Origin of the sequence: Pseudomonas sp. 86_A (assembly GCF_017491705.1) — a bacterium.
GTDB lineage: Bacteria > Pseudomonadota > Gammaproteobacteria > Pseudomonadales > Pseudomonadaceae > Aquipseudomonas > Aquipseudomonas koreensis.
The window spans coordinates 13,289-40,134 of sequence record NZ_JAFGYS010000024.1 but is presented as its reverse complement, the minus strand read 5'-3'; the positions used below and the strand labels follow the sequence as shown (position 1 = coordinate 40,134).

The 26,846-nt window shown below is 62.0% G+C and carries 28 protein-coding genes; 20 read left to right on the top strand and 8 right to left on the bottom strand.

Features of this window, described 5'->3' with window-relative positions:
- The first annotated feature begins 11 nt into the window (after positions 1–11).
- From urtA to J5M57_RS26985, 12 genes are all read left to right on the top strand, one after another.
- A complete protein-coding gene (gene urtA, locus J5M57_RS27040; RefSeq protein ID WP_207849099.1) occupies positions 12–1,277 on the top strand; it encodes an urea ABC transporter substrate-binding protein in 1,266 nt (421 codons plus the stop codon).
- Between the two features lie 134 nt (positions 1,278–1,411).
- Positions 1,412–2,914 carry an urea ABC transporter permease subunit UrtB gene (urtB, locus tag J5M57_RS27035; RefSeq protein WP_207849100.1) on the top strand — a complete coding sequence of 501 codons (1,503 nt, stop codon included), beginning with the start codon at positions 1,412–1,414 and terminating at the stop codon, positions 2,912–2,914.
- Positions 2,914–3,993, top strand: coding sequence for an urea ABC transporter permease subunit UrtC (urtC, locus tag J5M57_RS27030; RefSeq protein WP_207849101.1), 1,080 nt, complete (start codon positions 2,914–2,916; stop codon positions 3,991–3,993). The genes urtB and urtC overlap by 1 nt, the downstream gene beginning before the upstream one ends.
- A gap of 23 nt (positions 3,994–4,016) precedes the next feature.
- Entirely contained in the window at positions 4,017–4,859 is an 843-nt protein-coding gene (gene urtD / locus J5M57_RS27025) for an urea ABC transporter ATP-binding protein UrtD (RefSeq protein ID WP_169844068.1), read from the top strand.
- Between the two features lie 120 nt (positions 4,860–4,979).
- A complete protein-coding gene (urtE, locus tag J5M57_RS27020; protein ID WP_083367154.1) occupies positions 4,980–5,678 on the top strand; it encodes an urea ABC transporter ATP-binding subunit UrtE in 699 nt (232 codons plus the stop codon).
- A 30-nt stretch (positions 5,679–5,708) separates the two neighbouring features.
- Positions 5,709–6,548, top strand: a complete 840-nt coding sequence (locus J5M57_RS27015; protein ID WP_207849102.1) for an urease accessory protein UreD — start codon at positions 5,709–5,711, stop codon at positions 6,546–6,548.
- A gap of 150 nt (positions 6,549–6,698) precedes the next feature.
- Positions 6,699–7,001: an urease subunit gamma gene (gene ureA, locus J5M57_RS27010; RefSeq protein WP_003221215.1), complete on the top strand. Its 303-nt coding sequence runs from the start codon at positions 6,699–6,701 to the stop codon at positions 6,999–7,001.
- Between the two features lie 9 nt (positions 7,002–7,010).
- On the top strand, positions 7,011–7,544 hold the full coding sequence (locus J5M57_RS27005) for a GNAT family N-acetyltransferase (protein WP_064585751.1): 534 nt from the start codon (positions 7,011–7,013) through the stop codon (positions 7,542–7,544).
- 6 nt (positions 7,545–7,550) lie between these two features.
- Complete coding sequence (locus J5M57_RS27000) at positions 7,551–8,087, top strand: GNAT family N-acetyltransferase (protein ID WP_083367156.1); 537 nt, start codon at positions 7,551–7,553, stop codon at positions 8,085–8,087.
- Positions 8,084–8,392, top strand: a complete 309-nt coding sequence (locus tag J5M57_RS26995; RefSeq protein WP_064585749.1) for an urease subunit beta — start codon at positions 8,084–8,086, stop codon at positions 8,390–8,392. The genes J5M57_RS27000 and J5M57_RS26995 overlap by 4 nt, the downstream gene beginning before the upstream one ends.
- A gap of 169 nt (positions 8,393–8,561) precedes the next feature.
- The gene (ureC, locus tag J5M57_RS26990; RefSeq protein WP_064585748.1) at positions 8,562–10,262 is read left to right on the top strand and encodes an urease subunit alpha; all 1,701 of its coding nucleotides are present in this window, start codon (positions 8,562–8,564) and stop codon (positions 10,260–10,262) included.
- A 156-nt stretch (positions 10,263–10,418) separates the two neighbouring features.
- Positions 10,419–11,546 carry a sensor histidine kinase gene (locus tag J5M57_RS26985; protein ID WP_207849103.1) on the top strand — a complete coding sequence of 376 codons (1,128 nt, stop codon included), beginning with the start codon at positions 10,419–10,421 and terminating at the stop codon, positions 11,544–11,546.
- Positions 11,547–11,684: 138 nt separating this feature from the next.
- Here J5M57_RS26985 and J5M57_RS26980 read toward each other — a convergent pair whose 3' ends face one another.
- A complete protein-coding gene (locus J5M57_RS26980) occupies positions 11,685–11,990 on the bottom strand; it encodes a chaperone modulator CbpM (RefSeq protein ID WP_169842513.1) in 306 nt (101 codons plus the stop codon).
- Between the two features lie 23 nt (positions 11,991–12,013).
- The gene (locus J5M57_RS26975; RefSeq protein WP_064589945.1) at positions 12,014–12,961 is read right to left on the bottom strand and encodes a DnaJ C-terminal domain-containing protein; all 948 of its coding nucleotides are present in this window, start codon (positions 12,959–12,961) and stop codon (positions 12,014–12,016) included.
- A 291-nt stretch (positions 12,962–13,252) separates the two neighbouring features.
- Here J5M57_RS26975 and J5M57_RS26970 point away from each other — a divergent pair, with 291 nt between their 5' ends.
- Positions 13,253–14,527, top strand: a complete 1,275-nt coding sequence (locus tag J5M57_RS26970; RefSeq protein ID WP_064585745.1) for an Hsp70 family protein — start codon at positions 13,253–13,255, stop codon at positions 14,525–14,527.
- A 147-nt stretch (positions 14,528–14,674) separates the two neighbouring features.
- Here the strand turns inward: J5M57_RS26970 and J5M57_RS26965 are convergent, their stop codons facing one another.
- The 3 genes from J5M57_RS26965 to J5M57_RS26955 form a co-directional block, all read right to left on the bottom strand.
- Positions 14,675–15,688 (bottom strand): AI-2E family transporter, encoded by a 1,014-nt coding sequence (locus J5M57_RS26965; RefSeq protein ID WP_064585744.1) that lies wholly within the window; start codon positions 15,686–15,688, stop codon positions 14,675–14,677.
- A 198-nt stretch (positions 15,689–15,886) separates the two neighbouring features.
- Positions 15,887–16,192 (bottom strand): PsiF family protein, encoded by a 306-nt coding sequence (locus J5M57_RS26960; RefSeq protein ID WP_003221193.1) that lies wholly within the window; start codon positions 16,190–16,192, stop codon positions 15,887–15,889.
- Positions 16,193–16,255: 63 nt separating this feature from the next.
- The gene (locus J5M57_RS26955; RefSeq protein ID WP_207849104.1) at positions 16,256–17,050 is read right to left on the bottom strand and encodes a helix-turn-helix transcriptional regulator; all 795 of its coding nucleotides are present in this window, start codon (positions 17,048–17,050) and stop codon (positions 16,256–16,258) included.
- Between the two features lie 96 nt (positions 17,051–17,146).
- Here J5M57_RS26955 and J5M57_RS26950 point away from each other — a divergent pair, with 96 nt between their 5' ends.
- Complete coding sequence (locus J5M57_RS26950) at positions 17,147–18,034, top strand: DMT family transporter (protein WP_064585742.1); 888 nt, start codon at positions 17,147–17,149, stop codon at positions 18,032–18,034.
- 116 nt (positions 18,035–18,150) lie between these two features.
- On the opposite strand, the gene J5M57_RS26945 is transcribed toward J5M57_RS26950, so the two are convergent.
- Together J5M57_RS26945 and J5M57_RS26940 are read right to left on the bottom strand one after the other, a co-directional pair.
- The gene (locus tag J5M57_RS26945) at positions 18,151–19,041 is read right to left on the bottom strand and encodes a triacylglycerol lipase (protein WP_207849105.1); all 891 of its coding nucleotides are present in this window, start codon (positions 19,039–19,041) and stop codon (positions 18,151–18,153) included.
- 132 nt (positions 19,042–19,173) lie between these two features.
- Positions 19,174–19,812: an NAD(P)H-dependent oxidoreductase gene (locus tag J5M57_RS26940; protein ID WP_083367159.1), complete on the bottom strand. Its 639-nt coding sequence runs from the start codon at positions 19,810–19,812 to the stop codon at positions 19,174–19,176.
- 109 nt (positions 19,813–19,921) lie between these two features.
- Here J5M57_RS26940 and J5M57_RS26935 point away from each other — a divergent pair, with 109 nt between their 5' ends.
- Together J5M57_RS26935 and J5M57_RS26930 are read left to right on the top strand one after the other, a co-directional pair.
- Positions 19,922–20,872: a LysR substrate-binding domain-containing protein gene (locus tag J5M57_RS26935; protein WP_229754991.1), complete on the top strand. Its 951-nt coding sequence runs from the start codon at positions 19,922–19,924 to the stop codon at positions 20,870–20,872.
- Positions 20,873–20,972: 100 nt separating this feature from the next.
- Positions 20,973–21,503 carry a ferritin-like domain-containing protein gene (locus J5M57_RS26930; protein ID WP_064585738.1) on the top strand — a complete coding sequence of 177 codons (531 nt, stop codon included), beginning with the start codon at positions 20,973–20,975 and terminating at the stop codon, positions 21,501–21,503.
- A gap of 140 nt (positions 21,504–21,643) precedes the next feature.
- Here the strand turns inward: J5M57_RS26930 and J5M57_RS26925 are convergent, their stop codons facing one another.
- The gene (locus J5M57_RS26925; RefSeq protein WP_207849106.1) at positions 21,644–23,719 is read right to left on the bottom strand and encodes an AsmA family protein; all 2,076 of its coding nucleotides are present in this window, start codon (positions 23,717–23,719) and stop codon (positions 21,644–21,646) included.
- A 385-nt stretch (positions 23,720–24,104) separates the two neighbouring features.
- On the opposite strand from J5M57_RS26925, the gene J5M57_RS26920 reads away from it, so the two are divergent.
- The 4 genes from J5M57_RS26920 (at position 24,105) to J5M57_RS26905 (ending at position 26,846) form a co-directional block, all read left to right on the top strand.
- The gene (locus J5M57_RS26920; RefSeq protein WP_169842518.1) at positions 24,105–24,611 is read left to right on the top strand and encodes a hypothetical protein; all 507 of its coding nucleotides are present in this window, start codon (positions 24,105–24,107) and stop codon (positions 24,609–24,611) included.
- A 176-nt stretch (positions 24,612–24,787) separates the two neighbouring features.
- Positions 24,788–25,420, top strand: a complete 633-nt coding sequence (locus J5M57_RS26915) for a TetR family transcriptional regulator (protein ID WP_027613541.1) — start codon at positions 24,788–24,790, stop codon at positions 25,418–25,420.
- A gap of 254 nt (positions 25,421–25,674) precedes the next feature.
- Entirely contained in the window at positions 25,675–26,175 is a 501-nt protein-coding gene (gene ureE / locus J5M57_RS26910; RefSeq protein WP_003221180.1) for an urease accessory protein UreE, read from the top strand.
- Positions 26,172–26,846: an urease accessory protein UreF gene (locus J5M57_RS26905; protein WP_207849107.1), complete on the top strand. Its 675-nt coding sequence runs from the start codon at positions 26,172–26,174 to the stop codon at positions 26,844–26,846. The genes ureE and J5M57_RS26905 overlap by 4 nt, the downstream gene beginning before the upstream one ends.

The following is a 26,846-nucleotide window of genomic DNA, read 5'->3' as shown; positions in this document are numbered from 1 at the left end:
GAGATCGCACAATGAAGCGTCGCAGTTTGATCAAGGCTTTCACTCTCACGGCATCCATTGCCGCGATGGGCATGACCTGGACTGTCCAGGCTGCCGAGACCATCAAGGTCGGGATTCTGCATTCGTTGTCCGGGACCATGGCGATCTCCGAAACGTCGCTCAAAGATATGGCGCTGATGACCATCGACGAGATCAACGCCAAGGGCGGGGTGAACGGCAAGATGCTCGAACCGGTGGTGGTCGACCCGGCGTCGAACTGGCCGCTGTTTGCGGAAAAGGGCCGGCAGTTGCTGACCCAGGACAAGGTCGCCGTAGTATTCGGCTGCTGGACCTCGGTGTCGCGTAAATCGGTGTTGCCGGTGTTCGAGGAACTCAACGGCCTGCTGTTCTACCCGGTGCAGTACGAAGGTGAAGAGATGTCGCCGAACGTGTTCTACACCGGCGCCGCGCCGAACCAGCAAGCGATCCCGGCGGTGGAATACCTGATGAGCGAAGAAGGCGGCAGCGCCAAGCGCTTCTTCCTGCTCGGCACCGATTACGTCTACCCGCGCACCACCAACAAGATCCTGCGCTCGTTCCTGCACTCCAAAGGCGTGGCCGACAAGGACATCGAAGAGGTCTACACCCCGTTCGGCCACAGCGACTATCAAACCATCGTTGCCAACATCAAAAAATTCTCTGCGGGCGGCAAGACCGCTGTGATCTCCACGGTCAACGGCGACTCCAACGTGCCGTTCTACAAAGAGCTGGCCAACCAGGGCCTGAAGGCCACCGACGTGCCGGTCGTGGCGTTCTCGGTCGGCGAAGAAGAACTGCGCGGCATCGACACCAAGCCGCTGGTGGGCAACCTCGCGGCGTGGAACTACTTTGAGTCCGTCGAGAACCCGGTGAACAAGAAGTTCGTCGCGGACTGGAAGGCCTACGCCAAGAAACACAACCTGCCGGGCGCCGACAAAGCCGTGACCAACGACCCGATGGAAGCCACCTACGTCGGCATCCACATTTGGGCGCAGGCGGTGGAGAAAGCCAAGTCCACCGACGTCGACAAGGTCCGCGAAGCGCTGGCCGGCCAGACTTTCGCCGCGCCGTCGGGCTACACCCTGACCATGGACAAGACCAACCACCACCTGCACAAGCCGGTGATGATCGGCGAGATCCAGAACGACGGTCAGTTCAACGTGGTGTGGCAGACCGAAGGGCCGATCCGCGCGCAACCGTGGAGTCCGTTTATCGATGGCAACGACAAGAAGCCGGATTATGCGGTGAAGAGCAACTGAGCTATTGGATGTCAGTCCTGCGCCTGGCGTGGGGCTGATGCAATTCCCTGTGGTAGCGAGCTTTTGTGGCGAGGGGATTTATCCCCTCGCCACAAAAGCTCGCTACCACAATGTCCGCGTCAAGGCGACTGACTATGCCCACTGCCCTCTACCGCTTTATCTGCGTCATCGCACTTTTGTTGCCGATGATGGCCCACGCCGGCGACGCCGAAGACTTCGTCGCCGCCAATCCCGTGCAACAAGCCAAACTGCTGGAAGCCTGGGCCGCGCAGCCCGAGCCGGCGCGTGTCGAGCTGATCAACGCCCTGCAACAAGGCGAACTGACCCTCGACGGCCAAACCAAAACCCTGCGCCTGAACAACCGCCTGCGGGGTCTGATCGACACTGCACTGGCCAGCCACCAATTGCTCGCCGCCGACGCCAAAATCCGTCTGAGCGCCGCGCAGCAATTGCAGAAAAGCGCAAAACCCGCGCAGCTGAAATTCCTCGACCAGCAACTGGCTGGCGAAAAAGACCCTGGCGTTCACGACGCCCTGAGCCTGGCCCTGGCCAATCTGCAACTGGTGGATGCCGACCCGGCGGTGCGTCTGGCCGCCGTGCGCCTGCTCGGTGAAACCGGTGACCCACTGGCCCGCACCCGCCTCGAAGGCTTGCTCGAACCCGGCGTCGAAACCGATGCCGGCGTGCGCACGGCCGCCGAAACCAGCCTCGCGCAGGTCAAGCGCAAACTGCTGATCGGCGAAGTGTTGGGTCAGGCGTTCAGCGGCATGTCCCTTGGTTCGATCCTGCTGCTGGCGGCACTCGGTCTGGCGATCACCTTCGGCCTGCTCGGGGTGATCAACATGGCCCATGGCGAGATGCTGATGCTCGGTGCCTACTCGACCTACGTGGTGCAGTTGATGTTCCAGCGCTACGCCCCGCAAGCCATCGAGTTCTATCCGCTGATTGCGCTGCCGGTGGCGTTCTTTGTCACGGCGGCGATCGGCATGGCGCTGGAACGCACGGTGATTCGTCACCTCTACGGCCGGCCGCTGGAAACCCTGCTCGCCACCTGGGGCATCAGCCTGATGCTGATCCAGTTGGTGCGCCTGCTGTTCGGTGCGCAGAACGTTGAAGTGGCGAATCCGGCGTGGCTGTCCGGCGGCATCCAGGTGCTGCCGAATCTGGTGCTGCCGTACAACCGCATCGTGATCATCGCCTTCGCCTTGTTCGTGGTGGTGCTGACCTGGCTGCTGCTGAACAAAACGCGCCTGGGCCTCAATGTGCGCGCGGTCACGCAGAACCGCAACATGGCCGCCTGCTGCGGCGTGCCCACCGGGCGCGTCGACATGCTCGCCTTCGGCCTCGGCTCGGGCATCGCCGGCCTCGGCGGCGTGGCGCTGAGCCAGATCGGCAACGTCGGCCCGGACCTCGGCCAGAGCTACATCATCGATTCGTTCCTGGTGGTGGTGCTGGGCGGCGTCGGTCAACTGGCCGGCAGTGTGCTCGCCGCGTTCGGCCTCGGTATCGCCAACAAGATTCTTGAACCGCAGATCGGTGCGGTGCTGGGCAAGATCCTGATCCTCGCGCTGATCATTCTGTTTATCCAGAAACGTCCGCAAGGCCTCTTCGCACTGAAAGGACGGGTGATCGACTGATGAACCAGCCTCTATTAGTTACAGCCACACAAAAGGCCGGACCGAGAGTCACGCTGGCGGTCGGCGCGGTGATTCTTGCGCTGCTGATCGCCCTGCCGCTGCTCTCGCTGCTGTCGCCGGACAGCGCGCTGCACATTTCGGCCTACACCCTGACGCTGGTCGGCAAGATCCTCTGCTATGCCATCGTCGCCCTGGCGCTGGATCTGGTCTGGGGTTACGCCGGCCTGCTGTCGCTGGGGCACGGCTTGTTCTTCGCTCTAGGCGGCTATGCGATGGGCATGTACCTGATGCGCCAGGCCGCCGGTGATGGCTTGCCAGCGTTCATGACCTTTCTGTCGTGGACGGAGTTGCCGTGGTACTGGAGCGGCACCAGCAGCTTTGTCTGGTCGATGTGTCTGGTGGTGTTGGCACCCGGCCTGCTGGCGCTGGTCTTCGGTTTCTTCGCCTTCCGCTCGCGGATCAAGGGCGTGTATTTCTCGATCATGACCCAGGCCCTGACCTTCGCCGGCATGCTCCTGTTTTTCCGCAACGAGACCGGCTTCGGCGGCAACAACGGCTTCACCAATTTCCGCACGATTCTCGGTTTCGGCATCACTGAACCGGGCACCCGCGCGGTGCTGTTTCTGGCCACGGTGTTGCTGCTGGTGGCGAGCCTGTTCATCGGCTGGCGCCTGGCGCAGAGCAAGTTCGGCCGGGTACTGACGGCGCTGCGCGATGCGGAAAACCGTCTGATGTTCTGCGGCTACGACCCGCGTGGTTTCAAGCTGTTTGTCTGGGTCCTGAGCGCGGTGCTGTGCGGTTTGGCCGGTGCCTTGTATGTGCCGCAAGTGGGGATCATCAACCCCAGCGAAATGTCGCCAACCAACTCCATCGAGGCGGCGGTCTGGGTCGCCCTCGGCGGGCGCGGAACCTTGATCGGCCCGTTGCTCGGCGCCGGCGTGGTCAACGGCATGAAGAGCTGGTTCACCGTGGCCTTTCCCGAATACTGGCTGTTCTTCCTCGGCGCGCTGTTCATTGTCGTGACGTTGTATTTGCCCAAAGGTGTGATCGGTCTGCTGAAGAAACGAGGTGAGCAATGAGAGTGACAGCAACGGCTGAATTCATGCTGGAACCGGCGTTCTTTCCCGTCGAACCGAACAAGGATGAAGGCACCAGCCGCGATTCCATCGGCCTCGGCCAACGGGTCGGCCCGGGTCTCGACACCCGGCACGGCACGATCCTGACCCTGGAAGACATCAGCGTCAGCTTCGACGGCTTCCGCGCCCTGAACGATCTGAACCTGTACATCGGCGTCGGCGAATTACGCTGCATCATCGGCCCCAACGGCGCGGGCAAGACCACGCTGATGGACGTGATCACCGGCAAGACTCGCCCCAGCCACGGCAAGGCCTGGTTCGGCGAAACCCTCGATCTGACGCAGATGAGCGAAGTGCAGATCGCCCAGGCGGGGATCGGGCGCAAGTTCCAGAAGCCGACGGTGTTCGAAGCCCTCAGCGTGTTTGAAAACCTGGAGCTGGCGCAGAAAACCGACAAGTCGGTGTGGGCCAGCTTGCGTGCACGCTTGAGCGGTGAGCAGCGTGATCGCATCAGCGAAGTGCTGGAGACCATTCGCCTCACCTCTTCGGTCAATCGCCCGGCGGGCTTGCTGTCTCACGGCCAGAAGCAGTTTCTGGAAATCGGCATGTTGCTGATGCAGGACCCGCAATTGCTGCTGCTCGACGAACCGGTGGCGGGCATGACCGATGCCGAAACCGAATTCACCGCCGAGCTGTTCAAGTCGCTGGCCGGCAAGCATTCGCTGATGGTGGTGGAGCACGACATGGGTTTTGTCGGCTCGATTGCCGACCACGTGACGGTGCTGCATCAGGGCAGCGTGCTGGCCGAAGGGTCGCTGGAGCAGGTGCAGGAAAACGAGCGGGTGATCGAGGTCTACCTCGGCCGCTGACGATCCATCCCCTGTAGGAGCTGCCGCAGGCTGCGATCTTTTGATCTTGATCTTAAAAACAAGATCAAAAGATCGCAGCCTGCGGCAGCTCCTACACAGGGATTTGAGGAGATTTTGAGAATGCTGCAAGTCGACAAGCTGCACCAATACTACGGCGGTAGCCACATCCTGCGTGGCCTGAGCTTTGACGTGAAGGTCGGCGAAGTCACCTGCCTGCTTGGCCGTAACGGCGTGGGCAAGACCACCCTGCTCAAATGCCTGATGGGCCTGTTGCCGGCCAAGGAAGGTGCGGTGAACTGGGAGGGCCAACCGATCACCACGCTCAAGCCGCACCAGCGCGTGCACGCCGGGATCGCCTATGTGCCACAGGGCCGGGAAATCTTCGGCCGGCTGACCGTGGAAGAAAATCTGCTGATGGGTCTGTCACGGTTTCCCGGCAGTGAAGCCAAAGAAGTGCCAAGTTTCATCTACGAATTGTTCCCGGTGCTGCTACAAATGAAGCAGCGTCGCGGTGGCGATCTCTCCGGCGGTCAGCAACAGCAACTGGCGATCGGTCGCGCATTGGCCAGCCGCCCGCGTTTGCTGATCCTCGACGAACCCACCGAAGGTATTCAGCCGTCGGTGATCAAGGAGATCGGCGCGGTGATCAAGACACTCGCGGCCCGTGGCGACATGGCGATTTTGCTGGTGGAGCAGTTCTACGACTTCGCCGCCGAACTGGCCGATCAGTATCTGGTGATGTCCCGGGGCGAGATCGTGCAGCAGGGTCGCGGTGAAAATATGGAGGCCGAGGGTGTACGAGGTCTGGTAACGATTTAATCTGTAGCTTCCTAACGATAATCACACATCATGAATCTAGCGCTTCCCACTGCCCTGTTTACCCCGAGCTGGCACGCCGAGCTGGAGCTGGCCTACGCGCGCTTCGGCGATTGCACGCGCCCGGTTCAGCGCCGCCATCTCGGCCCGCTGCGGGTGCAAAAGCACCTGTATGCCGAAGGCCCCGAGGTCTGCCAGCACATCATCGTTCACCCACCGGGCGGGATCGCCGGCGGTGACCGGCTGAACATCAGCGCCCGCGTCGAACCAGACGCCTGGGCGCAGATCACCAGCCCCGGCGCGGCCAAGTGGTATCGCGCGGCAGGGCCGGCGTATCAGCGGCTCGACCTGAAAGTGGCGGCCGGCGCGACGCTCGAATGGCTGCCGCAGGAAACCATCGTCTACAGCGCCGCCCAGGCTGAACTCACCACCGCGATCGAGCTTGAGGGCGATGCACGACTGTTCTACTGGGACGTGGTAGCGCTGGGTCGCCCGGCCAGTGGCGAGCGCTTCGACCTCGGACATTTCCAGGCGCACCTGGATATTCGCCGCGACGGCCGCTTGCTCTGGCATGAGCGCCAGCGCCTCAGCGGCAATGACGGCCTGCTCGATTCGCCCATTGGCCTGGATGGCCACCCGGTGTTCGCGACCCTGCTGGTGACCGGTGAAATCGACGCCGAACTGCTGGAGCGTTGTCGCTCGCTGGGCCATGAGGTGCGCGGCGATCTGACCCAGTTGCCGGGGCTGTTGGTGGCCCGCTGTCTGGCGCACGAGGCACTGCTGGCCCGCGCCTGGTTGATCGACCTGTGGCGCCTGCTGCGCCCGGCCCTGCTCGGCCGCGAGGCCCAGCCACCACGAATCTGGAATACCTGAAATGCATTCCCCCTGTAATCCCGTGTAGGAGCTGCCGCAGGCTGCGATCTTTTGATCTTGATCTTAAAAACAAGATCAAAAGATCGCAGCCTGCGGCAGCTCCTACAGGGTGTACGACTTAACGTTCTTCTGCCGAGATTTGAAAAACAAATGGACCTGACCCCACGCGAAAAAGACAAGCTGCTGATCTTCACCGCCGGCCTCGTCGCCGAGCGCCGACTGGCCCGTGGCGTGAAGCTCAACTACCCGGAAGCCATGGCCTACATTTCCGCCGCGCTGCTGGAGGGTGCCCGGGATGGCCAGACCGTGGCCGAACTGATGCACTACGGCACCACCCTGCTCAGCCGCGAACAAGTGATGGAAGGCATCCCGGAAATGATCCCGGAGATCCAGGTCGAAGCGACGTTCCCCGACGGCACCAAACTGGTCACCGTCCACCAGCCGATCGTCTGAGGCCGCGCCATGACTTACACCATTCGCGATGCCCTGCACGCCGATCTGCCGGCGATCCGCGACATCTACAACGACGCGGTGCTCAACACCACGGCGATCTGGAACGAATCAGCGGTCGACCTCGGCAACCGTCAGGCATGGTTCAGCGCACGCCAGGCTCAGGCCTACCCGATTCTGGTGATCGTCGACGGCGACAATGCAGTGCTCGGCTACGCTTCATTCGGTGACTGGCGGCCGTTCGACGGTTTCCGCCACACCGTCGAGCACTCGGTCTACGTGCGCAGCGACCAGCGCGGCAATGGCCTTGGCCCGCAATTGATGAGCGTGCTGATCGAACGGGCGAAGGCCTGCGACAAGCACGTGATGGTCGCCGCCATTGAGAGTGGCAACGCCGCTTCCATTCGTCTGCACGAACGCGCCGGTTTCAGCATCACCGGGCAAATGCCGCAGGTCGGCACCAAGTTCGGCCGCTGGCTCGACCTGACGTTCATGCAACTGACCCTTAATCCTGGCGCACAGCCGCCGGTCGCCAACAAGGAGTGACACGCGATGAACCCCGCCCAACTGCGACGCGTCAATGCAGAAAGTTTTGCGCACTATCGTCAGGGCCTGATTGACCTGCTGCTGGATGCCGTGGGCTATGGCGCCAGCGTCGGCTTCATGGCCGACCTCGATGCCGCGCAGGCCCGCGCCTATTTCGATGAGGTGCAGCAACAAGTGAACAAGGGCAGCGTGTTGCTCTGGGTGGTGGTCAAGGATGAACAGGTGCAGGCCAGTGTGCAGTTGGGCCTGTGCCAGAAGGCCAACGGCCTCAATCGCGCCGAAGTGCAAAAACTGCTGGTGCGCGAACAGGCGCGCCGGCGCGGCCTCGGTCAACAACTGATGACTGCGCTGGAGCTCGAAGCGGCCAAGCACAAGCGCGGCATGCTCTACCTCGACACCGAGGCCGGCTCCCCCGCCGAAGATTTCTATAAAGCCCTGGGTTACACCCGCGCCGGGGAAATCCCCGACTACGCCTGCGACCCTCACGGCACTTATCGACCGACCGCCCTCTACTACAAGATTCTGCAAGGAGCCCGGCCATGATTCCCGGCCAGTACCAGATCCAGCCCGGCGACATCGAACTGAATGTCGGCCGCCGCACCGTCAGCCTGAAAGTCGCCAACAGTGGCGACCGGCCGATTCAGGTCGGCTCGCACTACCACTTTTTCGAAACCAATGACGCGCTGACCTTTGACCGCGCCGCCAGCCGCGGCATGCGCCTGAACATCCCGGCGGGCACCGCCGTGCGCTTCGAGCCGGGGCAGAGCCGCGAGGTCGAGCTGGTGGAGTACGCCGGGCTTCGGCGGGTGTTCGGGTTTGCCGGGCGGGTCATGGGTGATCTCGACTGAGACGCGCACAAGCCTGTGGCGAGGGAGCTTGCTCCCGCTCGAGTGCGTAGCACTCGCAAACCCGGGGACGCGGTGTGTATGAAAGAAATCATTGGCAGGTTGTGGGGCTGCTGCGCAGCCCGGCGGAAGCAAGCTCCCTCGCCACAATACATTTGTGCAAGGAATTGAAATGAAGATTTCCCGGCAAGCCTACGCCGACATGTTCGGCCCCACCGTCGGCGACAAGGTACGCCTGGCGGACACCGAGCTGTGGATCGAAGTCGAAAAGGACTTCACCACCTACGGCGAAGAAGTGAAATTCGGCGGCGGCAAAGTCATCCGCGACGGCCAGGGCCAGAGCCAGCTGCTCGCCGCCGAAGTGGTCGACACCCTGATCACCAACGCGCTGATCATCGACCACTGGGGCATCGTCAAGGCCGATGTCGGCCTCAAGGACGGGCGCATCGCCGCGATCGGCAAGGCCGGCAACCCGGACGTGCAGCCCAACGTGACCATCGCCATCGGCGCCAGCACCGAAGTGATCGCCGGGGAAGGCATGATCCTCACCGCCGGCGGCATCGACACCCACATTCACTTCATCTGCCCGCAGCAGATCGAAGAAGCGCTGATGAGCGGCGTCACCACCATGATCGGCGGCGGCACGGGACCTGCCACCGGCACCAACGCCACCACCTGCACCTCCGGGCCGTGGCACCTGGCGCGCATGCTCCAGGCCGCTGACGCTTTCCCGATGAACATCGGCCTCACCGGCAAGGGCAACGCCAGCCTGCCGGAGCCGCTGATCGAACAGGTCAAGGCCGGGGCCATCGGCCTCAAGTTGCATGAAGACTGGGGCACCACCCCGGCGAGCATCGACAACTGCCTGAGCGTCGCCGACCAGTACGACGTGCAGGTGGCGATCCACACCGACACCCTCAACGAATCCGGTTTCGTCGAAACCACCCTTGGCGCGTTCAAGGGCCGCACCATTCACACCTATCACACCGAAGGTGCCGGTGGCGGTCACGCGCCGGACATCATCAAGGCCTGCGGCTTCCCCAACGTATTGCCGAGCTCGACCAACCCGACCCGGCCGTTCACCCGCAACACCATCGACGAACACCTCGACATGCTGATGGTCTGCCACCACCTCGACCCGAGCATCGCCGAAGACGTGGCGTTTGCCGAAAGCCGTATCCGCCGCGAGACGATTGCCGCTGAAGACATCCTTCACGACCTTGGCGCGTTCTCGATGATCAGCTCCGACAGCCAGGCCATGGGCCGCGTCGGCGAAGTCATCACGCGCACCTGGCAGACCGCCGACAAGATGAAAAAACAGCGCGGCCCGCTACCGCAGGATGGCGAAGGCAACGACAATTTCCGCGCCAAACGCTACATCGCCAAGTACACCATCAACCCGGCAATCACCCACGGCATCAGCCACGAAGTAGGATCGATCGAAGTCGGTAAATGGGCGGATCTGGTGCTCTGGCGTCCGGCGTTTTTCGGCGTGAAACCGACGCTGATTCTCAAGGGCGGCGCGATTGCCGCCAGCCTGATGGGCGATGCCAACGCTTCGATTCCGACCCCGCAACCGGTGCACTACCGCCCGATGTTCGCCAGCTACGGCGGCTCACTGCACGCCACCAGCCTGACCTTCATCAGCCAGGCGGCACACGAGGCCGGGTTGCCCGAAGCGCTGGGGCTGAAGAAGAAAATCGGCGTGGTCAAAGGCTGCCGCGAGGTGCAGAAAACCGACCTGATCCACAACGACTATCTGCCGAACATCGACGTCGATCCGCAGACCTATCAGGTCAAGGCCGACGGCGTGCTGTTGTGGTGCGAGCCGGCGGAAACCCTGCCGATGGCCCAGCGTTATTTCCTGTTCTGACGCAGCCGACACACGGTAAAAAGGCCCCGGGCCGTGCCTTGCGCACCGTCTCGGGGCCTTTTTCGTGGCGGTATGAAACCACTGCACAAACGGTCGTGTATTTCTCGTCAAAGGGTCTACTATTCGTTTCGCTCCACCTCTTTTCAGGAACTGCCCATGCGTCTATCCGAGTTCATCCTGGCCAATATCGAGCCTATCGTCGATGAGTGGGAACAGTTTGCCGCGACCATCACGCCGGCCGCCGACTATCTGGACTCCACGGCCCTGCGCGATCACGCCAGCGAGATTCTGAGGGCCGCCGCCCGCGACATGAACAAGCCGCAAACCCCTGCTGAGCAGGCCGCCAAAGCCAAGGGCGAAGGCCCGGAAAAGACGCCGAGCCTTGACGAAGCGGGCGCCAGCCATGGCGAGCTGCGTCACACCGTGGGGTTTGATCTGGTGCAGATGACCAGCGAGTTCCGTCATCTGCGCGCCTGCGTCATCCGTCTGTGGGTCGACAGCCTCGAATCGCCGGACAAGGCTTATTTTCAGGACATGATCCGTTTCAACGAAGCCATCGACGAAGCGCTCGCCGAATCGACCGCTGCCTATGCCGAACAGGTCAACCGCTCGCGGGACATCTTCCTCGCGATCCTCGGCCATGACCTGCGTGCGCCCCTGCAGGCGGTGAGCATGTCCACCGAACTGTTGCTGCGCAAATCCAGCCTCGAGGGCGATGCCCTGGCCTGCGCCCTGCACATCAAGCGTGGCGCGCGACACATGGCGTCGATGGTCGGTGACTTGCTGGAGCTGGTGCGCAGTCGGCTGGGCCGCAGCTTGCCGATCGAGCCGGTGCCGATGGACATGGCCAACGCTGCACGGGCGGCAATCGCCGAGGCTTGTGCCGGCAACCCCCATTACCATCCGACGCTGACGGTCGAGGGTGATACCCAAGGCACCTGGGACGCCGGCAGGATCGATCAACTGCTGCAAAACCTGATCGGCAATGCCTTGCAGCACGGCGCGAACCAGCGCGAGGTGAACATCCGCCTCGGTGGCAACGTCGATAACGTCTGCCTGACGGTGCATAACTTCGGCACACCGATTCCCGAAGAGGCAATCGGCACGATCTTCGACCCGTTGGTACGCAGCGCCGACGAAGAGCTCGGGCAGCCGTCGACCAGCCTCGGGCTGGGCCTGTTCATCGTCAAGGAAGTGGTGAATGCCCATGGCGGGGCGATCGAAGTCAGCTCGAGCGAGACTGACGGCACGCGGTTCAGCGTGGTGTTGCCCAGAAAGGTTTAAGCAGGAAAATTTGCAGTGAAGTCATCGCTGGCAAGCCAGCTCCCACAGGTCCAGCGTCCAATACAATCGTGGTGAACGACAGCGTTCTTTGTGGGCGCTGGCTTGCCAGCGATGGGGCCCACCCATACAACCGAGAACCTATTCGACCACCAAGCGTCCCAACCGCTGACGCAGCATGCGGTTCTCGGCCCGTAGAGCCTGCACTTCTTCCAGCAGATTCAACGCCAGCGCCACCCCCTCCCACTCCAGCTCCAGTTCGCGCCGCAACTTGGCGGCGCGCTTGGCCAGACTCAGTTCGTAGTCGGTGAAACGCCATTCCCGGGGCTGCGCGCCCTGAGGTTCGAGGATGCCGTGTTCGACGATTTCGATCACGTAGACGTCCGACAGATCGGCCGCCTCACAGAATTCTGCCAAGTCCAGTTGAACGATCAGGGGGCTGCTCATGATGGGCTACTCCGTCGTCGGATTCAGAAGTTCTCGCGCGGATTGAAGGCGGCTTTCTTCGCCAGTTCCTGCCACAGCGCCTTGACCTCGTCGTCCGAGGTTTTCGGCATCACGGCCTTGAGCTGCACGAACAGGTAACCGCGTTCACCCGCCTTGTTTTTCAGACCATGACCCTTGGCACGCATGCGCTGGCCGTTCTGGCTACCGGCCGGGACCTTGAGGTTGATCTTGCCGGTCAGGGTCGGCACGGCCACCTCGGTGCCCAGGGCCAGTTCCCACGGCGCCAGCGGCAGGGTGATGATCAGGTTTTCGCCTTCGACATCGAATTTCGGGTGCGGCGCGAAGCGAATGGTCAGGTACAGATCACCATTGGCCCCGCCACCGATGCCCGGCGCGCCCTGGCCTTTGAGGCGGATGCGCTCGCCGTCGGTCACGCCCGCCGGGATCTTCACGTTCAGGCTCTTGCTGGTGTTGCTGACGTGCTGACCGTTGGCGTTGTATTGCGGCACCTGAAAGGTGACCTTCTTCGATTCATTCGAGAGCGTTTCCTCGAGGAAGATCGGCAGTTCCATTTCCACGTCTTGCCCTCGGCGCCCTGCACTGCGTTGCTGCCGACCTTCGCCGCCACCGAAACCGGGGCCGCGATTGCCGAAGATCGAACTGAAGAAGTCCGAGAAGTCGCCGGTGTCGCCACCGCCGCCAAAACCGCCACGGCTCTGCCAGCCCGGTGGCCCCTGGAACGGCTGACCATGCTGGCCGTAGCGGCGCAGCTCGTCGTATTCGGCGCGTTTGTCAGCGCTTTTCAGCGCTTCATAGGCTTCCGAGGCGTCCTTGAACTTGGCCTCGGCATCCTTTTCCTTGCTGACATCGGGGTGGTATTTGCGCGCCAGCTTGCGATAGGCCGCCTTGATCGCCTTGTCGTCCGCTGTCGGCTCCACGCCGAGTATCTTGTAATAGTCTTTGAAGTCCATCGAAGGAATCACCATCCGTTATCGATTTCGCGCCGCCTGCAGCATGCGCCTGTTTGCGCGTGCCGGGTTGACCGATCTCAAGGTTGTGACCGGGTGGCGCAGCAGAAGTTTATCGGCAGTGGACGACGGTTCTTGCGACCGCCGGTATGTCTGCCGGCCCATGCCAGCAAGTTTGGGGCGAAGCTGCGACTTTCAAGAAGCTTAGTCGTGAAATAGCAGATGACCGGCCTTCGAATCTGTCGCGCACTGACATACACTGCGCGGCCGTTTTTTGACCGGAACCCGAAAGACATGAACAACGCCTCTCCAGCCCGTGCCTGCGGTATCGACTTCGGCACCTCCAACTCCACCGTCGGCTGGCTGCGCCCCGGCATGGAAACGATGATCGCGCTGGAAGACGACAAGATCACCCTGCCGTCGGTGGTCTTCTTCAACATCGAGGAGCGCCGCCCGGTTTACGGTCGTCTGGCGCTGCACGAGTACCTGGAAGGCTACGAAGGCCGGCTGATGCGCTCGCTCAAGAGCCTGCTGGGTTCCAAGCTGATCAAGCACGACACCAGCGTCCTCGGCACCGCGATGCCGTTCAAGGACCTGCTGGGGCTGTTCATCGGCCAATTGAAGAGCCGCGCCGAAACCGCCGCCGGTCGGGAGTTCGAGCAAGTGGTCCTGGGGCGTCCGGTGTTTTTCGTCGATGACGATCCGCTGGCCGACCAGGAAGCCGAAGACACCCTGGTCGAAGTGGCACGCAAGCTCGGCTTCAAGGACGTGTCGTTCCAGTACGAGCCAATTGCCGCCGCATTCGACTATGAGTCGACCATCGAAAAAGAAGAGCTGGTGCTGATTGTCGACATCGGCGGTGGTACGTCCGACTTCTCGCTGGTGCGCCTGTCGCCCGAGCGTCGCGGCATGGACAACCGCCACGATGACATCCTCGCCACCGGCGGCGTGCACATCGGCGGTACCGATTTCGACAAACAGCTGAGCCTGCAAGGCCTGATGCCGTTGTTCGGCTACGGCAGCCGCATGAAGAGCGGCGCCTACATGCCGACCAGCCACCACATGAACCTGGCGACCTGGCACACCATCAACTCGGTGTATTCGCAGAAGTCGACCCTGGCGTTGGGCAGCATGCGCTACGACATCGAGGACACTGGCGGCATCGACCGCCTGTTCAAACTGATCGAACAGCGCGCCGGGCACTGGCTGGCGATGGAAGTGGAAGAAACCAAGATCCAGCTGACCCACGCCGACAGCCGCCATGTGCCGCTGGACCGGATCGAGCCAGGCTTGAGCGTGGAGCTGAGCCGCGCCCTGTTCGAATCGTCCATCGATGCCCTGCTGGAGCGCGTGCGCGGCAGCGTCACGCAGCTGTTGAACGATGCCAACGTGTCAGTGGCTCAGGTCGATACGGTGTTCTTCACCGGCGGTTCCAGCGGCATCCCGGCCTTGCGCAACAGCGTCTCGGCGATGCTGCCGAATGCGCGGCATGTCGAAGGGAATATCTTTGGCAGCATTGGTAGCGGCTTGGCGATTGAAGCGATGAAGCGTTACGGCGCAATGGCCTGATACACAACCTGTAATGGTCTGATCACACATCTTGTGGCGAGGGAGCTTGCTCCCGCTGGACTGCGCAGCAGGCCCAGGCTTTTGATTCAAGGAGCGGGGCCGCTTCGCGCCCCAGCGGGAGCAAGCTCCCTCGCCACAGTGGACGCCCTACACCATCCCGCCCAGCTTCAACTCACTCTTCAGATACGCGTAATAAATCGGCCCTGCCACCACCCCCGGCAGGCCGAACGCGGCTTCGAACACCAGCATCGCCAGCAGCAACTCCCACGACTTGGCACTGATCTGCCCGCCGACGATGCGCGCGTTGAGGAAGTATTCGAGCTTGTGGATAAAAATCAGGTAACCCAGCGCCGCCACCGCCACCCAGATCGACAGCGACAGGCCGACGATGGTGATCAGCGTGTTCGACATCAGGTTGCCGATCACCGGCAGCAGGCCGAGCAGGAAGGTCAGGACGATCAGGGTCTTGGTCAGCGGCAGCTTGATGCCGAACAATGGCAAGACCACCACCAGGAAAATCGCGGTGAAGAACGTGTTCAGCAGGGAAATCTTGATCTGCGCGAAGACGATGTTGCGAAAGGCTTGAACCACCAGGTGCAGGCGGTCGAACAGGGCGGCGGCCAGCGGTTTGCGTTTGGTCAGATCCGGCACTCGCTGCAAGGCGATGATCGCGCCGAGGACCATGCCGATCAGCAAGGTGACGAACATGTGCGCGGCGTCCTTGCCCACCAGTTGCAGCTCGGACAGGTGCTTGCTCGCCCATTCCCCGATGGCCACGCGAAACTCCGCAGCACTGGCCGGCAGGTAGGCATCGAGAAACGGCGGCAGTTGCCCGCGCGCGCGGTCGACCACGCCCATGAATTTGTCGAGCGAGGCGCCCGGATTTTCCGCTTCGTGCAGCAGGAAACTGATAGCACCGGCAAAGATCAGCGCCAGCACACTGACCACCAAGGTGCCCAGCAGTGCCACCGCCAGCCAGCGCGCACGCCGACCTTCGATCAACCGTTGCAATTGCGGGGTGAGCATGTTGACCAGCTCGAACACCAGCAAACCGGCCAGCAGGCTGGGCAACAAGCGCAGCGGCAATGCCAGCAGCAAACCGCCGCCGATGATGATGCAACTGACCCAGAACACAACATGACGCTCAGAAAACGTTGGCATACAGCCTCAAAACGAACGGCGTAAAAGGATTGGCAGTCTGCCAGCGTTCAGGGGAGAGCACTAGGGATATGCAGGGGCCTTTGTCGCGCTCAATGGCCCCTTCGCGAGCAGGCTCGCTCCCACAAGGGGTATGCATCTCAATGTGGGAGCGAGCCTGCTCGCGAAGAGGCCGGCCCGTTCACCACAAATCCTTGCTGATTACTTTTTCTTCAGGCAATCACTCATGAACGTCTTGCGCGCATCGCCGGTCAGGGCTTTGGTTTTCGCGTCGGCGTTGCAGGTCTTCATTTTTTCCTGCTGCGGGGTCAGCACTTTGGCGTCATTGGCGGCCGGCGCGGCCTTGAGGCAGGTGCTCATGAAAGTCTTGCGCTCGTCGCCCTTGAGGCTCTTGGCGGTAGCGTCGGCATTGCAGGTGGTCATTTTGTTCTGTTGCGCCGTGGCGGCGAAACCCTGGGAACACAGGAGCAGACCGATCATCAACAAAGGGACACGCAACATCTTCATGGAGTTTTCTCCTTGTCGCCGCACCGATGGATGCGGCCTCTGCTGGAGTGTAGCCAAATCTTGTTACACCTTCCTGCCTTCGAGATGGCTGCGCCGATACTGTTCCGGCGTACACCCGGCCTGGCGAGCAAACATGGCGATGAAGGCCGAACCACTGCTGTAACCCAAATCAAAAGCGATTTCCTGCACGCTCTTCGTACTTTCCAGCGCCTCGATCGCAGCCAGGTAACGCAGACGCTGACGCCATTCGCCAAAACTCATCCCCAGTTCGCGCACGAATTGCCGGGCCAGGGTGCGCTCGCTGACGTGCACCTGCGCCGCCCAGTGCGCCAGCGGCTGGTTATTTCCCGGATCGGCCTGCAACGCATCGAGGATCGCCAGCAACCCGGGGTGGCTGGTGTACGGCAGGTAACATTCATGCACCGGCGCCTGTTGCAGTTGATCGACCAGCACCTGGGCCAGACGCTGGTCGGCATCCAGTTCGGGGATTTTCACGTCGCGGGCGGCGAAGTCCTTGAGGATCGCCTTGAGGATGTCACTGATCGCCAGCGTGCAGGCGCGCGCCGGCAGATCGGCGCAGACCTTGGGGTCGAGGCACACCGCGCGATAGTTGACCGGTTGGTGGCTGTAAAAACTGTGCTCGACCTGCGGCGGCACCCACACCGCGTATTGCGGCGGCGACATGAAACGGCTGCCGTCGACGTCCATGTGCAGCACGCCGTGGGCCGCGTACTCCAGCGTGCCCCAGGGATGACGGTGCGGCGCGGCGTATTCATGGGCGTTGAAGTCGGCGTAGCGGAAGTACACCGTTGACGGCAGTTCGCTGAAATCCAGCAGATCGATGTGTTTACTGTTCATGCTGTCCGGTTACAGAGGCAGGTTGTCCGGTTTGCAGTATAGGGCTGCATCCAGACAGGGGATAATCACCGTTCATCAACGTTCTGGTTTTTACCCATGCAATACGCGTTTCCCCTGCTGGCGATTTTCATCTGGGCCGGCAACACCGTGATCAACAAACTGGCGGTCGGGGCGATCTTCCCCGCGGAGATCGGTTTCTATCGCTGGCTGCTGGCCGGGCTGCTGTTCACCCCGTTCATGCTCAAAGCGGTAATCGCGCACTGGCCGCAGATCCGCCCGAACCTGGGCAAGATCTTCGTCCTCGGCGTGCTGGGCATGGCGGTCTATCAAAGCCTGGCCTACTTCGCCGCGACCCTGACCACCGCGACCAACATGGGCATCATTCTGTCGCTGATGCCATTGATGTCGCTGGCCATGGCAATCATCAGCCTCGGCCAGCGCCTGACCGCCGGCGCTTTGTTCGGCGCGGTGCTGTCGTTCGCCGGCGTGCTGGTGGTGGTCTCGTCGGGCAGCCTCGGTGCGCTGCTGCAGCATGGGGTGAATCTGGGTGACGCGATGATGCTGATCGCCACCCTCGCCTACGCGATCTACAGCACCTTGCTGAAAAAGTGGCAGCTGCGTTTGCCGCCGCTGGTGTTGCTGTATCTGCAGGTGCTGGTGGCGATTGTGGTGCTGTTTCCGCTGTACGCCGCCTCGCCGAAGACCGGCCTGACCGTGCAGAACATTCCGCTGGTGCTGTACGCGTGCCTGCTGGCCTCGATGCTCGCGCCACTGGCGTGGATGCAAGCGGTGCAGCGCCTGGGGCCGAGCCGGACGACGTTGTTCTTCAACTTGCTGCCGTTGATTACCGCGCTGATTGCGGCGGTGGTGTTGAAGGAAGAGTTGGCGATGTATCACCTGGTGGGCGGGGTGCTGACGTTGGGCGGGGTGATTCTGTCCGAGCGTTGGACCACGGTGTTGGGCCGTCGGATCAGCGTTGCCTGACGAACTCCTGTGGCGAGGGAGCTTGCTCCCGCTGGGGCGCGAAGCGGCCCCTTTTTTAAAAGCCGGGGCCTGCTGCGCAGTCCAGCGGGAGCAAGCTCCCTCGCCACAAAAGCAGGTTAGAGCCCGGCAGCCTTGAGCCGCTCCGCATGCTCGACAAACAGCCGCACCGGGTCCGCACCTTTGCCCACCAGCCCCAGCGACTGGTTGACGATGTCGAAGTGATCCAGCGGATAGTCGTCGCCAATCACCGTGCCCAGGTGCGAGCTGTAGCGCCCGACCATCCCGTCGCACTGCCCAGGTTCACGCACGAAGGTTTTCGCGAACAGGCGGCAGCTGCGATTGGTGCCGTCGAATAGGTTGCCGCCGCGATCGGTCTTGCCCGGCTGTAACGTCCCCGACCATGAGTAATACCGCACGCCGTTGACCTCTTCCGGTCCGTGTCCGCCCCAGGTCTCGGGCAAGCCCTGTGGATAACGCTGATTGAACAGCGCCACGCCCTCACGGGTCAGCGATTGATGGGAAGCATGGATATCCACCGGCAGTTTCGGCCCGTGGTAGCCGGTTTCCAACAGCGCCATCAGCCAGCCGATAAAACGCAGCAGCGCCTCGAGCAGGCGGCCCTTGGCGCTGTTCGCCGGGTAGTGTTGTTGCAGATAGTCGGCCAGCTCCGAACCGTGATTGGGCCCGGCCACCGAGGTCACCGACGCGACCAGGTCCGGCCGCTTGGCGGCGGCATAGCGGGCGGTCAGTGAACCCTGGCTGTGGCCAAACAGATTGACCTTGGCGGCGCCGGTCTCGCGCAATATCTCGTCGATGCGCGCCAGCAATTGCTCGCCGCGCACCTCGCTGGAATTGAGCGGCGACACCTGCACCGCGATCACCGTTGCACCACCGCGGCGCAAGGCCTTGATGATCCCGTACCAGTACGGGTACAGCAGCAGCCGGATAAACCCGAGCATGCCTGGCACCAGCACCAGTGGATAACGTGTCGCCGTACCTTGTGACATGGGCAAACATCCTTGTGGTCGTGAGTGGATGCCAGACGTGCAAAACGCCCGCCAAGCATCCTCCTTGATGATGACAACTCCACCATCAGCCTACTTCAGGCCCACCACCCCCGCCACAATCAGCCAGGCCTTCTAGAACGCCCGGGCGAGGTCGAGCAAGCGCTGCTCGGCCTCGGCCAGCGACACCGCGAAAGTGCGCTCGGCCGATTCTTCGCCCTCGGCCGCGACCACGCTGACGTCGTTGATGCCGATAAAGCCCAGCGCGGTGCGCAGCCATGGGTCGGCGTGGTTCAGTGCTTCCAGTTCACCGCCGGGGCCGAAACCGAAACCGCCGCGACTGGTGACGATCAGCGCTTTCTTGCCCTGCAGCAGCGGGGTGTACTGGGCCACGCCGTTGTCCAGGGTGTGGTCGAACGTCAGGCCCAGGCGCACGATCTGATCGACCCAGGCCTTGAGGCCGCTGGGCACGCTGAAGTTGTACATCGGCGTGGAAATCAGCAGCAGGTCATGCTCGAACAACTCGCCGACCAGTTGATCGCTGAGCGCCAGATCGGCCTGCATCGACAACGGACGGGCCTGGGGCTCCGGGTAAAACGCCGCCGCCACGAACGCCTCGTTGACCGCTGGAATCAGCGCCCGTCCGACTTCGCGGCGGGTGACCAGAGCCTGCGGTTGACGCGCTTGCCAGGCGCTGAGAAAACTTTCCGCCAGGCGCCGTGAGTGCGAACGGTCACCGCGTGGGCTGGCATGAATCGCAAGAATCTTGCTCATCTGAAACTCCTTTGAGACTGGACTTTTCGGGGTGCTTGGCGCCACATTGCCGCTGGCTTGCCGTCGTCTCAAATGAGCAAAAATCAGTCGGGATGAATTAATTTCATCCATGGAGCTATCAATGTTCGCCTCATTGCCGCTGACCGCCCTGCGCGCCTTCGAATCCGCTTCGCGCCTGCTGAGTTTCAAAGCCGCCGCCGAAGAGTTGTCGGTCACCCCCACGGCGATTTCGCATCAGATACGCGCGCTGGAAGACTGGCTCGGTGTGGCGCTGTTCGAACGCTTGCCGCGTCAGGTGCGTCTGACCGAGGGCGGTGAGCGGCTGTTTCGCAGCCTGCACGGCGCGCTGCTGGAAGTGGCGCAAAGCGTCGACACCCTGCGTCCGCAACGCAGTGGCAGCAGCCTGACACTGTCGACCACCGCCGCGTTCGCCGCGCTGTGGCTGGTGCCGCGCCTCGGGCGTTTTTACACCCGGCACCCGAACATCAATGTGCGCCTGGATACCCACTGTGAAGTCATCGACCTGCATCAGGACGCCAGCGTCGATCTGGTGCTGCGCTACAGCCTCGACGACTACCCCAATCTCTACGGTTTGTGCCTGTTCGATGAGTCGTTCGGCGTGTACGGCTCGCCGGAGCAGGTGGCACTGGCCGCCCGGCGCACGCCGGCGCTGATCAGCGTGCACTGGCACAACTCCAGGCTGTATGCCCATGGCTGGGAAGCGTGGTGCGCCAGGTCCGGCGAGCAGTGGCTGAGCCAGCAACCAGCGATCCGCGAATACGACGAGGAGCATTACGCCCTGCAGGCCGCGATTGCCGGGCAAGGTCTGGTGCTGGCGAGCAATATTCTGGTCTCGCAAAGCGTCGCCAGCGGTTTGCTGGTGCCATACAAGGGCGAGGTGCAGGTCGATGGCGCCGGTTACAGCGCACTGTGCGTGCCGGGACGGGAGCGGCATCCGCCAGTGCGGGCGTTCTTTGCCTGGTTGCAGGAGGAGGCCGTGTTGTCCGGGCTGACGCCAAGATCGCAGGCTTCGCCCGCGCCTGCCGGGGAATCAGCGTAAAACCGATAAAACTTTTTGCATCGCGCAGGACTCACAACCTGGGTAGGCAATCACGTCAGTAGAACGTGGCGCCAATCGGATTAGCCTCCAGGAGACTGAAATGAGTGACATGCATTTGTCTGATGTAAAAACCCTGCGCGAGCGCGCACGGCAACACGTCGAGAACGGCGCGGTAACCGAGAGCTACAGCGCCAACCGTGAGGAAGTGCTGCGCTTGCTCAATGAATCGCTGGCCACCGAGCTGGTCTGCGTACTGCGCTACAAGCGTCATTACTTCATGGCCAACGGCCTGAAGGCCCACGTGGCCGCCGAGGAATTTCTCGAACACGCCACTCAGGAAGCTGAACACGCCGACCGTCTGGCCGAGCGCATTGTGCAACTGGGCGGCGAGCCGGAGTTCAACCCGGACCTGCTGTCGAAAATGTCCCACGCCCAGTACGTGGCCGGGAACACCCTGAAAGAGATGGTCTACGAAGACCTGGTGGCCGAACGGATCGCCATCGACAGCTACCGCGAGATTATCCAGTACATCGGCGATAAAGACCCGACCACCCGACGCATCTTCGAAGACATCCTGGCGCAGGAAGAAGAGCATGCGGATGACATGGCCGACATCCTGCAAGACCTGTAAGCCGTTCAAAACCGCCTTCGCGAGCAAGCTCGCGAAGGCGCCGTAGCAGAAGTAAAAAGATCGCAGCCTGCGGCAGCTCTTACAGGAAAATACATTCCTCTGCAGGAGCTACCGCAGGCTGCGATCTTTTGCTCTTGCCTTTATTTGGTTGGCTTGACGGTCACTGGTGCCTTGCCGGCCTTCATCTGTTGCAGCAACGGCGCACACTGATTCGGCTCACCACCGCTCGGTGCCACCAGCGCCAGCAGCCCTGCCGCCGGTGCGGCAATCACGCCCAACGCAACCATCCCCGCCCCGCGCAGCATCAGCGGCACGGCTTTCACGCCCGCGTCCGGTTTGATGAACTTGCCGCGCACGTACAACGGTGAACGCAGCGAGATCAGACGCCAGCCCTTGGATTCCGGCGTTACGGTCAGGTCCAGTTGCTCGGTGGCCATGTTCGCCGTGCCATCGATATAGATGATCGCGTTCTCGGTATCGAACACAAACAGCCGCGTGGTCGCCAGGCCGGTCTTGATGTCGAAGTCCGCCGCCGCGCAGTTGATCTTCACTTCCTTGTCGCCAAAGATCTTGCCGATCACATAGTTGCCGACGTTGAGCCCCGCCAGTTCCATCAGCTCACGGCTGATCGCGCCGTCGTTGATCAGCATCTTCAGGTTGCCATTGGCGCCGCCGAGCAGCTTGGCCACCGAGTTGCCGCGACCGCTGATGTCGGCATCGCCATTGAGCTCACCGAAACTGGTTTTCATCGGCTCGAAGGTCGGGAACAGTTCCTTGAGCTTGAATTTGCGGGCGGTCAGTCTGGCCCGGCCTTCCAGCGGTTCGGTGCGGCCATTGAGGCGAATCTGCGCGTCCAGATTGCCGCCGGCGACGCCGAAGCGCAGCGGCTCGAGGCTGAGTTCGCCGTCGTTGAGCTTCAGGTGGGTGTAGAGGTCGTTGAACGGCAGTTTTTCGCTGTGCACGATGCGCTTGCCGGTGAACTCGACATCGGCGTCCATCGCGCGCCAGCGGTCGGTCTTGAACTCTTCGACCGGCAGCACTTTGTCGGTCGGCTGTTTGCTCTCGCCGCCGCGGGCCTTTTGCTTGTCGTTGGAGTCGGCACCGATCAGCGGCGCGAGGTCGGCGAACAGCAGTTGGTTGGACAGCAGCGCGCCACTCAGCTTGGGCCGTGGCTGGCTGGCGACGTAGGTCAGATCACCGTGAATGTCGCTGCTGCCGATCTTGCCGTTGAACTGCTCATAGGTGAATTTCGCCCCAGCAGCGTCATGCAGCTTGGCAATCAGGTGACCGTCGGTGGAATACGGCGGCGTGTCCGGCAGGGTCACGCCGGTCAGTGGATAGAGGTTGCCGAGGCTGGCGCCGGCCAGCTTCAGACGCAGATCGAGGGCGCCGAGGTTGAGCGGGTCGGTCAAGGTGCCGGCCAGTTCAATGCTGGTGGCGCCGATCTTCGCCTGGGCCTGCAGCGGGAACGGCTTGCTCGCATCCTGCAGCGCCAGCAGCCCGCCGATCTTGCCCTGGCCGGTGAGGTTCTGGCCGTGAAACTGGCCTTTGACCTTCAGCGCGAACGCGTAGTCCTGCGGCGCGGCGCCCTTGTCCTGCGCAGTCTTCGCGGCTTTGTCACCGACGATCTCGTTGAACGGAATCGGCTTGCCCAGCGGATCGATCACCACGTCGAGGTTGGTCTTGAGCGTCTGATCATCCAGCGTGACGTGGCCCTTGTCGAAGCCAATCGCCCCGATGTCCACCACCCAGTTGGACGGCTCAGCGTTCGGGTCCTTCGGATCGAACTTGAAGGTCCAGTTGGCGCGGCCGTCGGCCAGGCGTTGCAGTTGTGCATTGGGTTCAGTCAGGTCGATACGCGGGATCGTCACTCGTTGCGCCAGCAGCGCCAGCGGCGAGATGCGCAGTTCCACGCGCTTGAGCGTGACCATCTGCGGTTGTTTCGACCAGTCCGGATTGCCCAGCGTCAAGTCTTCAGCCACTACATGCGGCCATGGCACCCAGGCTCGCCAGCCGCCCTCATCCGGCTCGCGCTGCCAGATCACCGCGAGGTTGCCGTTGATGGCAAACGGTCGATGCAGTTCTTCCGAGACTTTGGCGTTGAGCGGCGGTTTGATCCGGTTCCAGTCGAAGAACACGATGATCAGAACCAGCACCGCCAGCAGCAGTACGAGGATGGCGAAGGTCCAACTGAAGATTTTCCCGGTGCGCGTCATGCACAAGACTCCTGATGACGACCGCACGCCGACTTCGCGACGCACAGCTGAAACGACGGGCCAAAGCGGCCCTCATGAATTCTACGACTGGCAAACAGTGCGCAGGTTTAATCGGAATATAGATTCCACGGCAAAAAATCGCCCGAATGCTGACCGATCGGTCGAACTGCGTTACCGCGAACCGCACATTTGCGAGGCGCGAGTGAGTCGAAAATACCCACTGCGGTGCAAAACCACCGCCCGCAAACGCCCGAGCTAGAGCGCCTCGGCAGAACAATCAATTCTGTTGATTATTACCATTGCGTTTATGAACTTTTATATCGACTTATCGAGAGTAGCATTGGCTTCGTACCCACTTTATCGCCCTCCCAAGGAGCAACCCATCATGAAACGCCAATTACTGCTCAGCCTTACCCTGTCGATGCTAGCCAGCACTGCTTTCGCCCTGCCCGCTGCCGAACAGGCTACCCCACAAGTGAAATCCAGCCACTCGGTATTCAGCCAGACTGTGGCGGCCGACGGCAGCGACCGTACCCCACAAGGTCAGACCCTGGCTGAAAACGGCCGTAATCGTCTGGAAGAAAAAGGTCTGGTCCAGGATGGCTACGACAAGACCCCACAAGGTCAAGCTGTAGCTGAAGGCGGCCGTGATCGCCTGGAAGAGAAAGGTCTGGTTCAAGACGGCTATGACAAGACTCCACAAGGTCAGGCCCTGGCTTCCGATGGCTACGACAAAACCCCACAAGGTCAGACTCTGGCTTCCGATGGCAGCGATCGCACTCCACAAGGCCAAACCCTTGCTGAAGGTGGCGGTGACCGTACCCCACAAGGCCAGACCCTCGCTGAAGGCGGTGGTGACCGTGTGATCGAACGCAACAGCGCTTTGAGCTAAGCCCGTGGCGGCCTGGAAAAAAAGCCCAATCACCCGATTGGGCTTTTGACTTTTTCAGCCCCGACACACACCGCAAGACTGGATTTGCCTCTGCTGACTTTCCCCTGCCGTTCGACGCCAGCAAAGCCGATTTGCTAGAGTGCGGCGCTTGTCCCGCTCAAGAAAACGCCTTTGCGATGCTGCCCCGCGCCGAACAGAAACAACAGACCCGCAACGCCCTGATGGACGCTGCCCGCCACTTGATGGAAAGCGGCCGAGGATTCGGCAGCCTGAGCCTGCGTGAAGTGACCAAGACCGCCGGCATCGTGCCGACCGGTTTCTATCGGCATTTCGCCGACATGGACGAACTCGGTCTGGTGTTGGTCAGTGAAGTCGGCCAGACCTTTCGCGAGACCATCCGCCTGGTGCGCCACAACGAATTCGTCATGGGCGGCATCATCGATGCCTCGGTACGGATCTTCCTCGACGTGGTCAGCGCCAACCGTTCGCAATTTTTGTTTCTCGCCCGCGAGCAATACGGCGGCTCGCAGCCGGTGCGCCAGGCGATCGGCCGTCTGCGCGAGAACATCAGCGCCGACCTCGCGGCTGACCTGACGCTGATGCCCAAGCTGCAACATCTGGACGCTGCCGGCCTAAGCGTGATCGCCGACCTGATCGTCAAATCGGTGTTCGCCACCCTGCCGGACATCATCGACCCGCCCGCCGAAGCCCTGCCCGAACATCTGACGCCGCAGGCGAAGATCACCCAGCAGTTGCGCTTCATCTTTATCGGCCTCAAGCACTGGCAAGGGCTGGGCAGTACCGAGTAAAGATCAAAAGATCAAAAGATCGCAGCCTTCGGCAGCTCCTACACCCATTCCCTGTAGGAGCTGCCGAAGGCTGCGATCTTTTTTTATAAGCCACAAATTGGTGCATGTAAAAATCTTCACGCACCAAAATCTTCCAAAATCCCGCAACATCTTGAAACATCCACTACGCTCCGACAGGGATTTCCTACATCTCGGCCGGTTGGCAAGCCACTTGCTCTAGCCCTCACTACAAGTCCATTGCTGGAAGCTTTCCGATGCTGGTGATTCACCGCAGAATCGACCCTCAACCTGTCTGGTCCGCCGAGTTGCACCTGACCTTCGAAGCGCGGAGCAAGAGCCGCCTGCGCTGTTTCAGTGCCGATGGCGAAGACGTCGGGTTGTTTCTGGAGCGCGGCCAGGCGCCTTTATACGACGGCGAATGCCTGCAGGCCGAAGACGGCCGCATCGTTCGCGTCTGCGCCCGCCCCGAGCAACTGCTGCACGTCACCTGCGCCAATGCCTTCGAACTGACCCGAGCCGCCTATCACCTGGGCAACCGTCACGTTGCCCTGCAAGTGGGCGATGGCTGGCTGCGCCTGCTCGACGACTATGTGCTCAAGGCCATGCTCGAGCAGCTCGGCGCGCAGGTCGAAGCGATTGAAGCACCGTTCCAGCCGGAACACGGTGCCTACGGCGGCGGCCATCATCATTCGCGGCACGGCGACGAAGACTTCAACTACGCGCCGAAACTCCACCAGTTCGGCGTCCGCCTGTGAATCCGGCCTGGGCGCTGCTGCGCCTGGCCAGTCCGCAATTGCCGATTGGCGGCTACAGCTATTCGCAAGGCCTGGAAATGGCGGTGGATAACGGCCGCGTAAACAATCCGGACAGCGCTCGGCGCTGGATCAGCGATCAGTTGCTGCTCAACCTTGCGCGTTTCGAGGCGCCGCTGTTGCTCGCCCATTGTCAGGCGGCGGCTGACGACAACTGGGATGAGCTGCTGCGCATCTGCGAAAGCCACCGCGCCAGCCGCGAAACCCGCGAGTTGCATCTGGAGAGCCGGCAGATGGGTTACTCGCTGCAGCAGTTGCTCAACGGTTTGCCGGAACTCGACGCGCCGGCCCGTAGCTTTCTCGAGCAATGCGCCGAACCGCATCTGGCCCTCGGCTGGGCATTGGCTGCCCGCGCCTGGGGCATCAGCCCGCAGGACGCCCTCGCCGCGTGGCTGTGGAGCTGGCTGGAAAACCAGCTCGCCGTACTGATGAAAACCCTGCCGCTGGGCCAGCAAGCCGCCCAGCGCCTGACCAGCGAACTGCTGCCGCTGCTGCAACAGGCGCAGCAGGACGCCAGCCGAATCAATCCCGAACACATCGGCAGCGCCGCGTTCGGCCTGTCCCTGGCGTGCATGGCGCATGAGCGTCAGTACAGCCGTCTGTTCCGTTCCTAG

Excerpts from the sequence above, each read along its gene's own strand:
- urtA (WP_207849099.1), top strand. The coding sequence starts at position 12 with ATGAAGCGTCGCAGTTTGATCAAGGCTTTCACTCTCACGGCATCCATT.
- urtB (WP_207849100.1), top strand. The coding sequence starts at position 1,412 with ATGCCCACTGCCCTCTACCGCTTTATCTGCGTCATCGCACTTTTGTTG.
- urtC (WP_207849101.1), top strand. The coding sequence starts at position 2,914 with ATGAACCAGCCTCTATTAGTTACAGCCACACAAAAGGCCGGACCGAGA.
- urtD (WP_169844068.1), top strand. The coding sequence starts at position 4,017 with ATGCTGGAACCGGCGTTCTTTCCCGTCGAACCGAACAAGGATGAAGGC.
- urtE (WP_083367154.1), top strand. The coding sequence starts at position 4,980 with ATGCTGCAAGTCGACAAGCTGCACCAATACTACGGCGGTAGCCACATC.
- J5M57_RS27015 (WP_207849102.1), top strand. The coding sequence starts at position 5,709 with ATGAATCTAGCGCTTCCCACTGCCCTGTTTACCCCGAGCTGGCACGCC.
- ureA (WP_003221215.1), top strand. The coding sequence starts at position 6,699 with ATGGACCTGACCCCACGCGAAAAAGACAAGCTGCTGATCTTCACCGCC.
- J5M57_RS27005 (WP_064585751.1), top strand. The coding sequence starts at position 7,011 with ATGACTTACACCATTCGCGATGCCCTGCACGCCGATCTGCCGGCGATC.
- J5M57_RS27000 (WP_083367156.1), top strand. The coding sequence starts at position 7,551 with ATGAACCCCGCCCAACTGCGACGCGTCAATGCAGAAAGTTTTGCGCAC.
- J5M57_RS26995 (WP_064585749.1), top strand. The coding sequence starts at position 8,084 with ATGATTCCCGGCCAGTACCAGATCCAGCCCGGCGACATCGAACTGAAT.
- ureC (WP_064585748.1), top strand. The coding sequence starts at position 8,562 with ATGAAGATTTCCCGGCAAGCCTACGCCGACATGTTCGGCCCCACCGTC.
- J5M57_RS26985 (WP_207849103.1), top strand. The coding sequence starts at position 10,419 with ATGCGTCTATCCGAGTTCATCCTGGCCAATATCGAGCCTATCGTCGAT.
- J5M57_RS26980 (WP_169842513.1), bottom strand. The coding sequence starts at position 11,990 with ATGAGCAGCCCCCTGATCGTTCAACTGGACTTGGCAGAATTCTGTGAG.
- J5M57_RS26975 (WP_064589945.1), bottom strand. The coding sequence starts at position 12,961 with ATGGACTTCAAAGACTATTACAAGATACTCGGCGTGGAGCCGACAGCG.
- J5M57_RS26970 (WP_064585745.1), top strand. The coding sequence starts at position 13,253 with ATGAACAACGCCTCTCCAGCCCGTGCCTGCGGTATCGACTTCGGCACC.
- J5M57_RS26965 (WP_064585744.1), bottom strand. The coding sequence starts at position 15,688 with ATGCCAACGTTTTCTGAGCGTCATGTTGTGTTCTGGGTCAGTTGCATC.
- J5M57_RS26960 (WP_003221193.1), bottom strand. The coding sequence starts at position 16,192 with ATGAAGATGTTGCGTGTCCCTTTGTTGATGATCGGTCTGCTCCTGTGT.
- J5M57_RS26955 (WP_207849104.1), bottom strand. The coding sequence starts at position 17,050 with ATGAACAGTAAACACATCGATCTGCTGGATTTCAGCGAACTGCCGTCA.
- J5M57_RS26950 (WP_064585742.1), top strand. The coding sequence starts at position 17,147 with ATGCAATACGCGTTTCCCCTGCTGGCGATTTTCATCTGGGCCGGCAAC.
- J5M57_RS26945 (WP_207849105.1), bottom strand. The coding sequence starts at position 19,041 with ATGTCACAAGGTACGGCGACACGTTATCCACTGGTGCTGGTGCCAGGC.
- J5M57_RS26940 (WP_083367159.1), bottom strand. The coding sequence starts at position 19,812 with ATGAGCAAGATTCTTGCGATTCATGCCAGCCCACGCGGTGACCGTTCG.
- J5M57_RS26935 (WP_229754991.1), top strand. The coding sequence starts at position 19,922 with ATGGAGCTATCAATGTTCGCCTCATTGCCGCTGACCGCCCTGCGCGCC.
- J5M57_RS26930 (WP_064585738.1), top strand. The coding sequence starts at position 20,973 with ATGAGTGACATGCATTTGTCTGATGTAAAAACCCTGCGCGAGCGCGCA.
- J5M57_RS26925 (WP_207849106.1), bottom strand. The coding sequence starts at position 23,719 with ATGACGCGCACCGGGAAAATCTTCAGTTGGACCTTCGCCATCCTCGTA.
- J5M57_RS26920 (WP_169842518.1), top strand. The coding sequence starts at position 24,105 with ATGAAACGCCAATTACTGCTCAGCCTTACCCTGTCGATGCTAGCCAGC.
- J5M57_RS26915 (WP_027613541.1), top strand. The coding sequence starts at position 24,788 with ATGCTGCCCCGCGCCGAACAGAAACAACAGACCCGCAACGCCCTGATG.
- ureE (WP_003221180.1), top strand. The coding sequence starts at position 25,675 with ATGCTGGTGATTCACCGCAGAATCGACCCTCAACCTGTCTGGTCCGCC.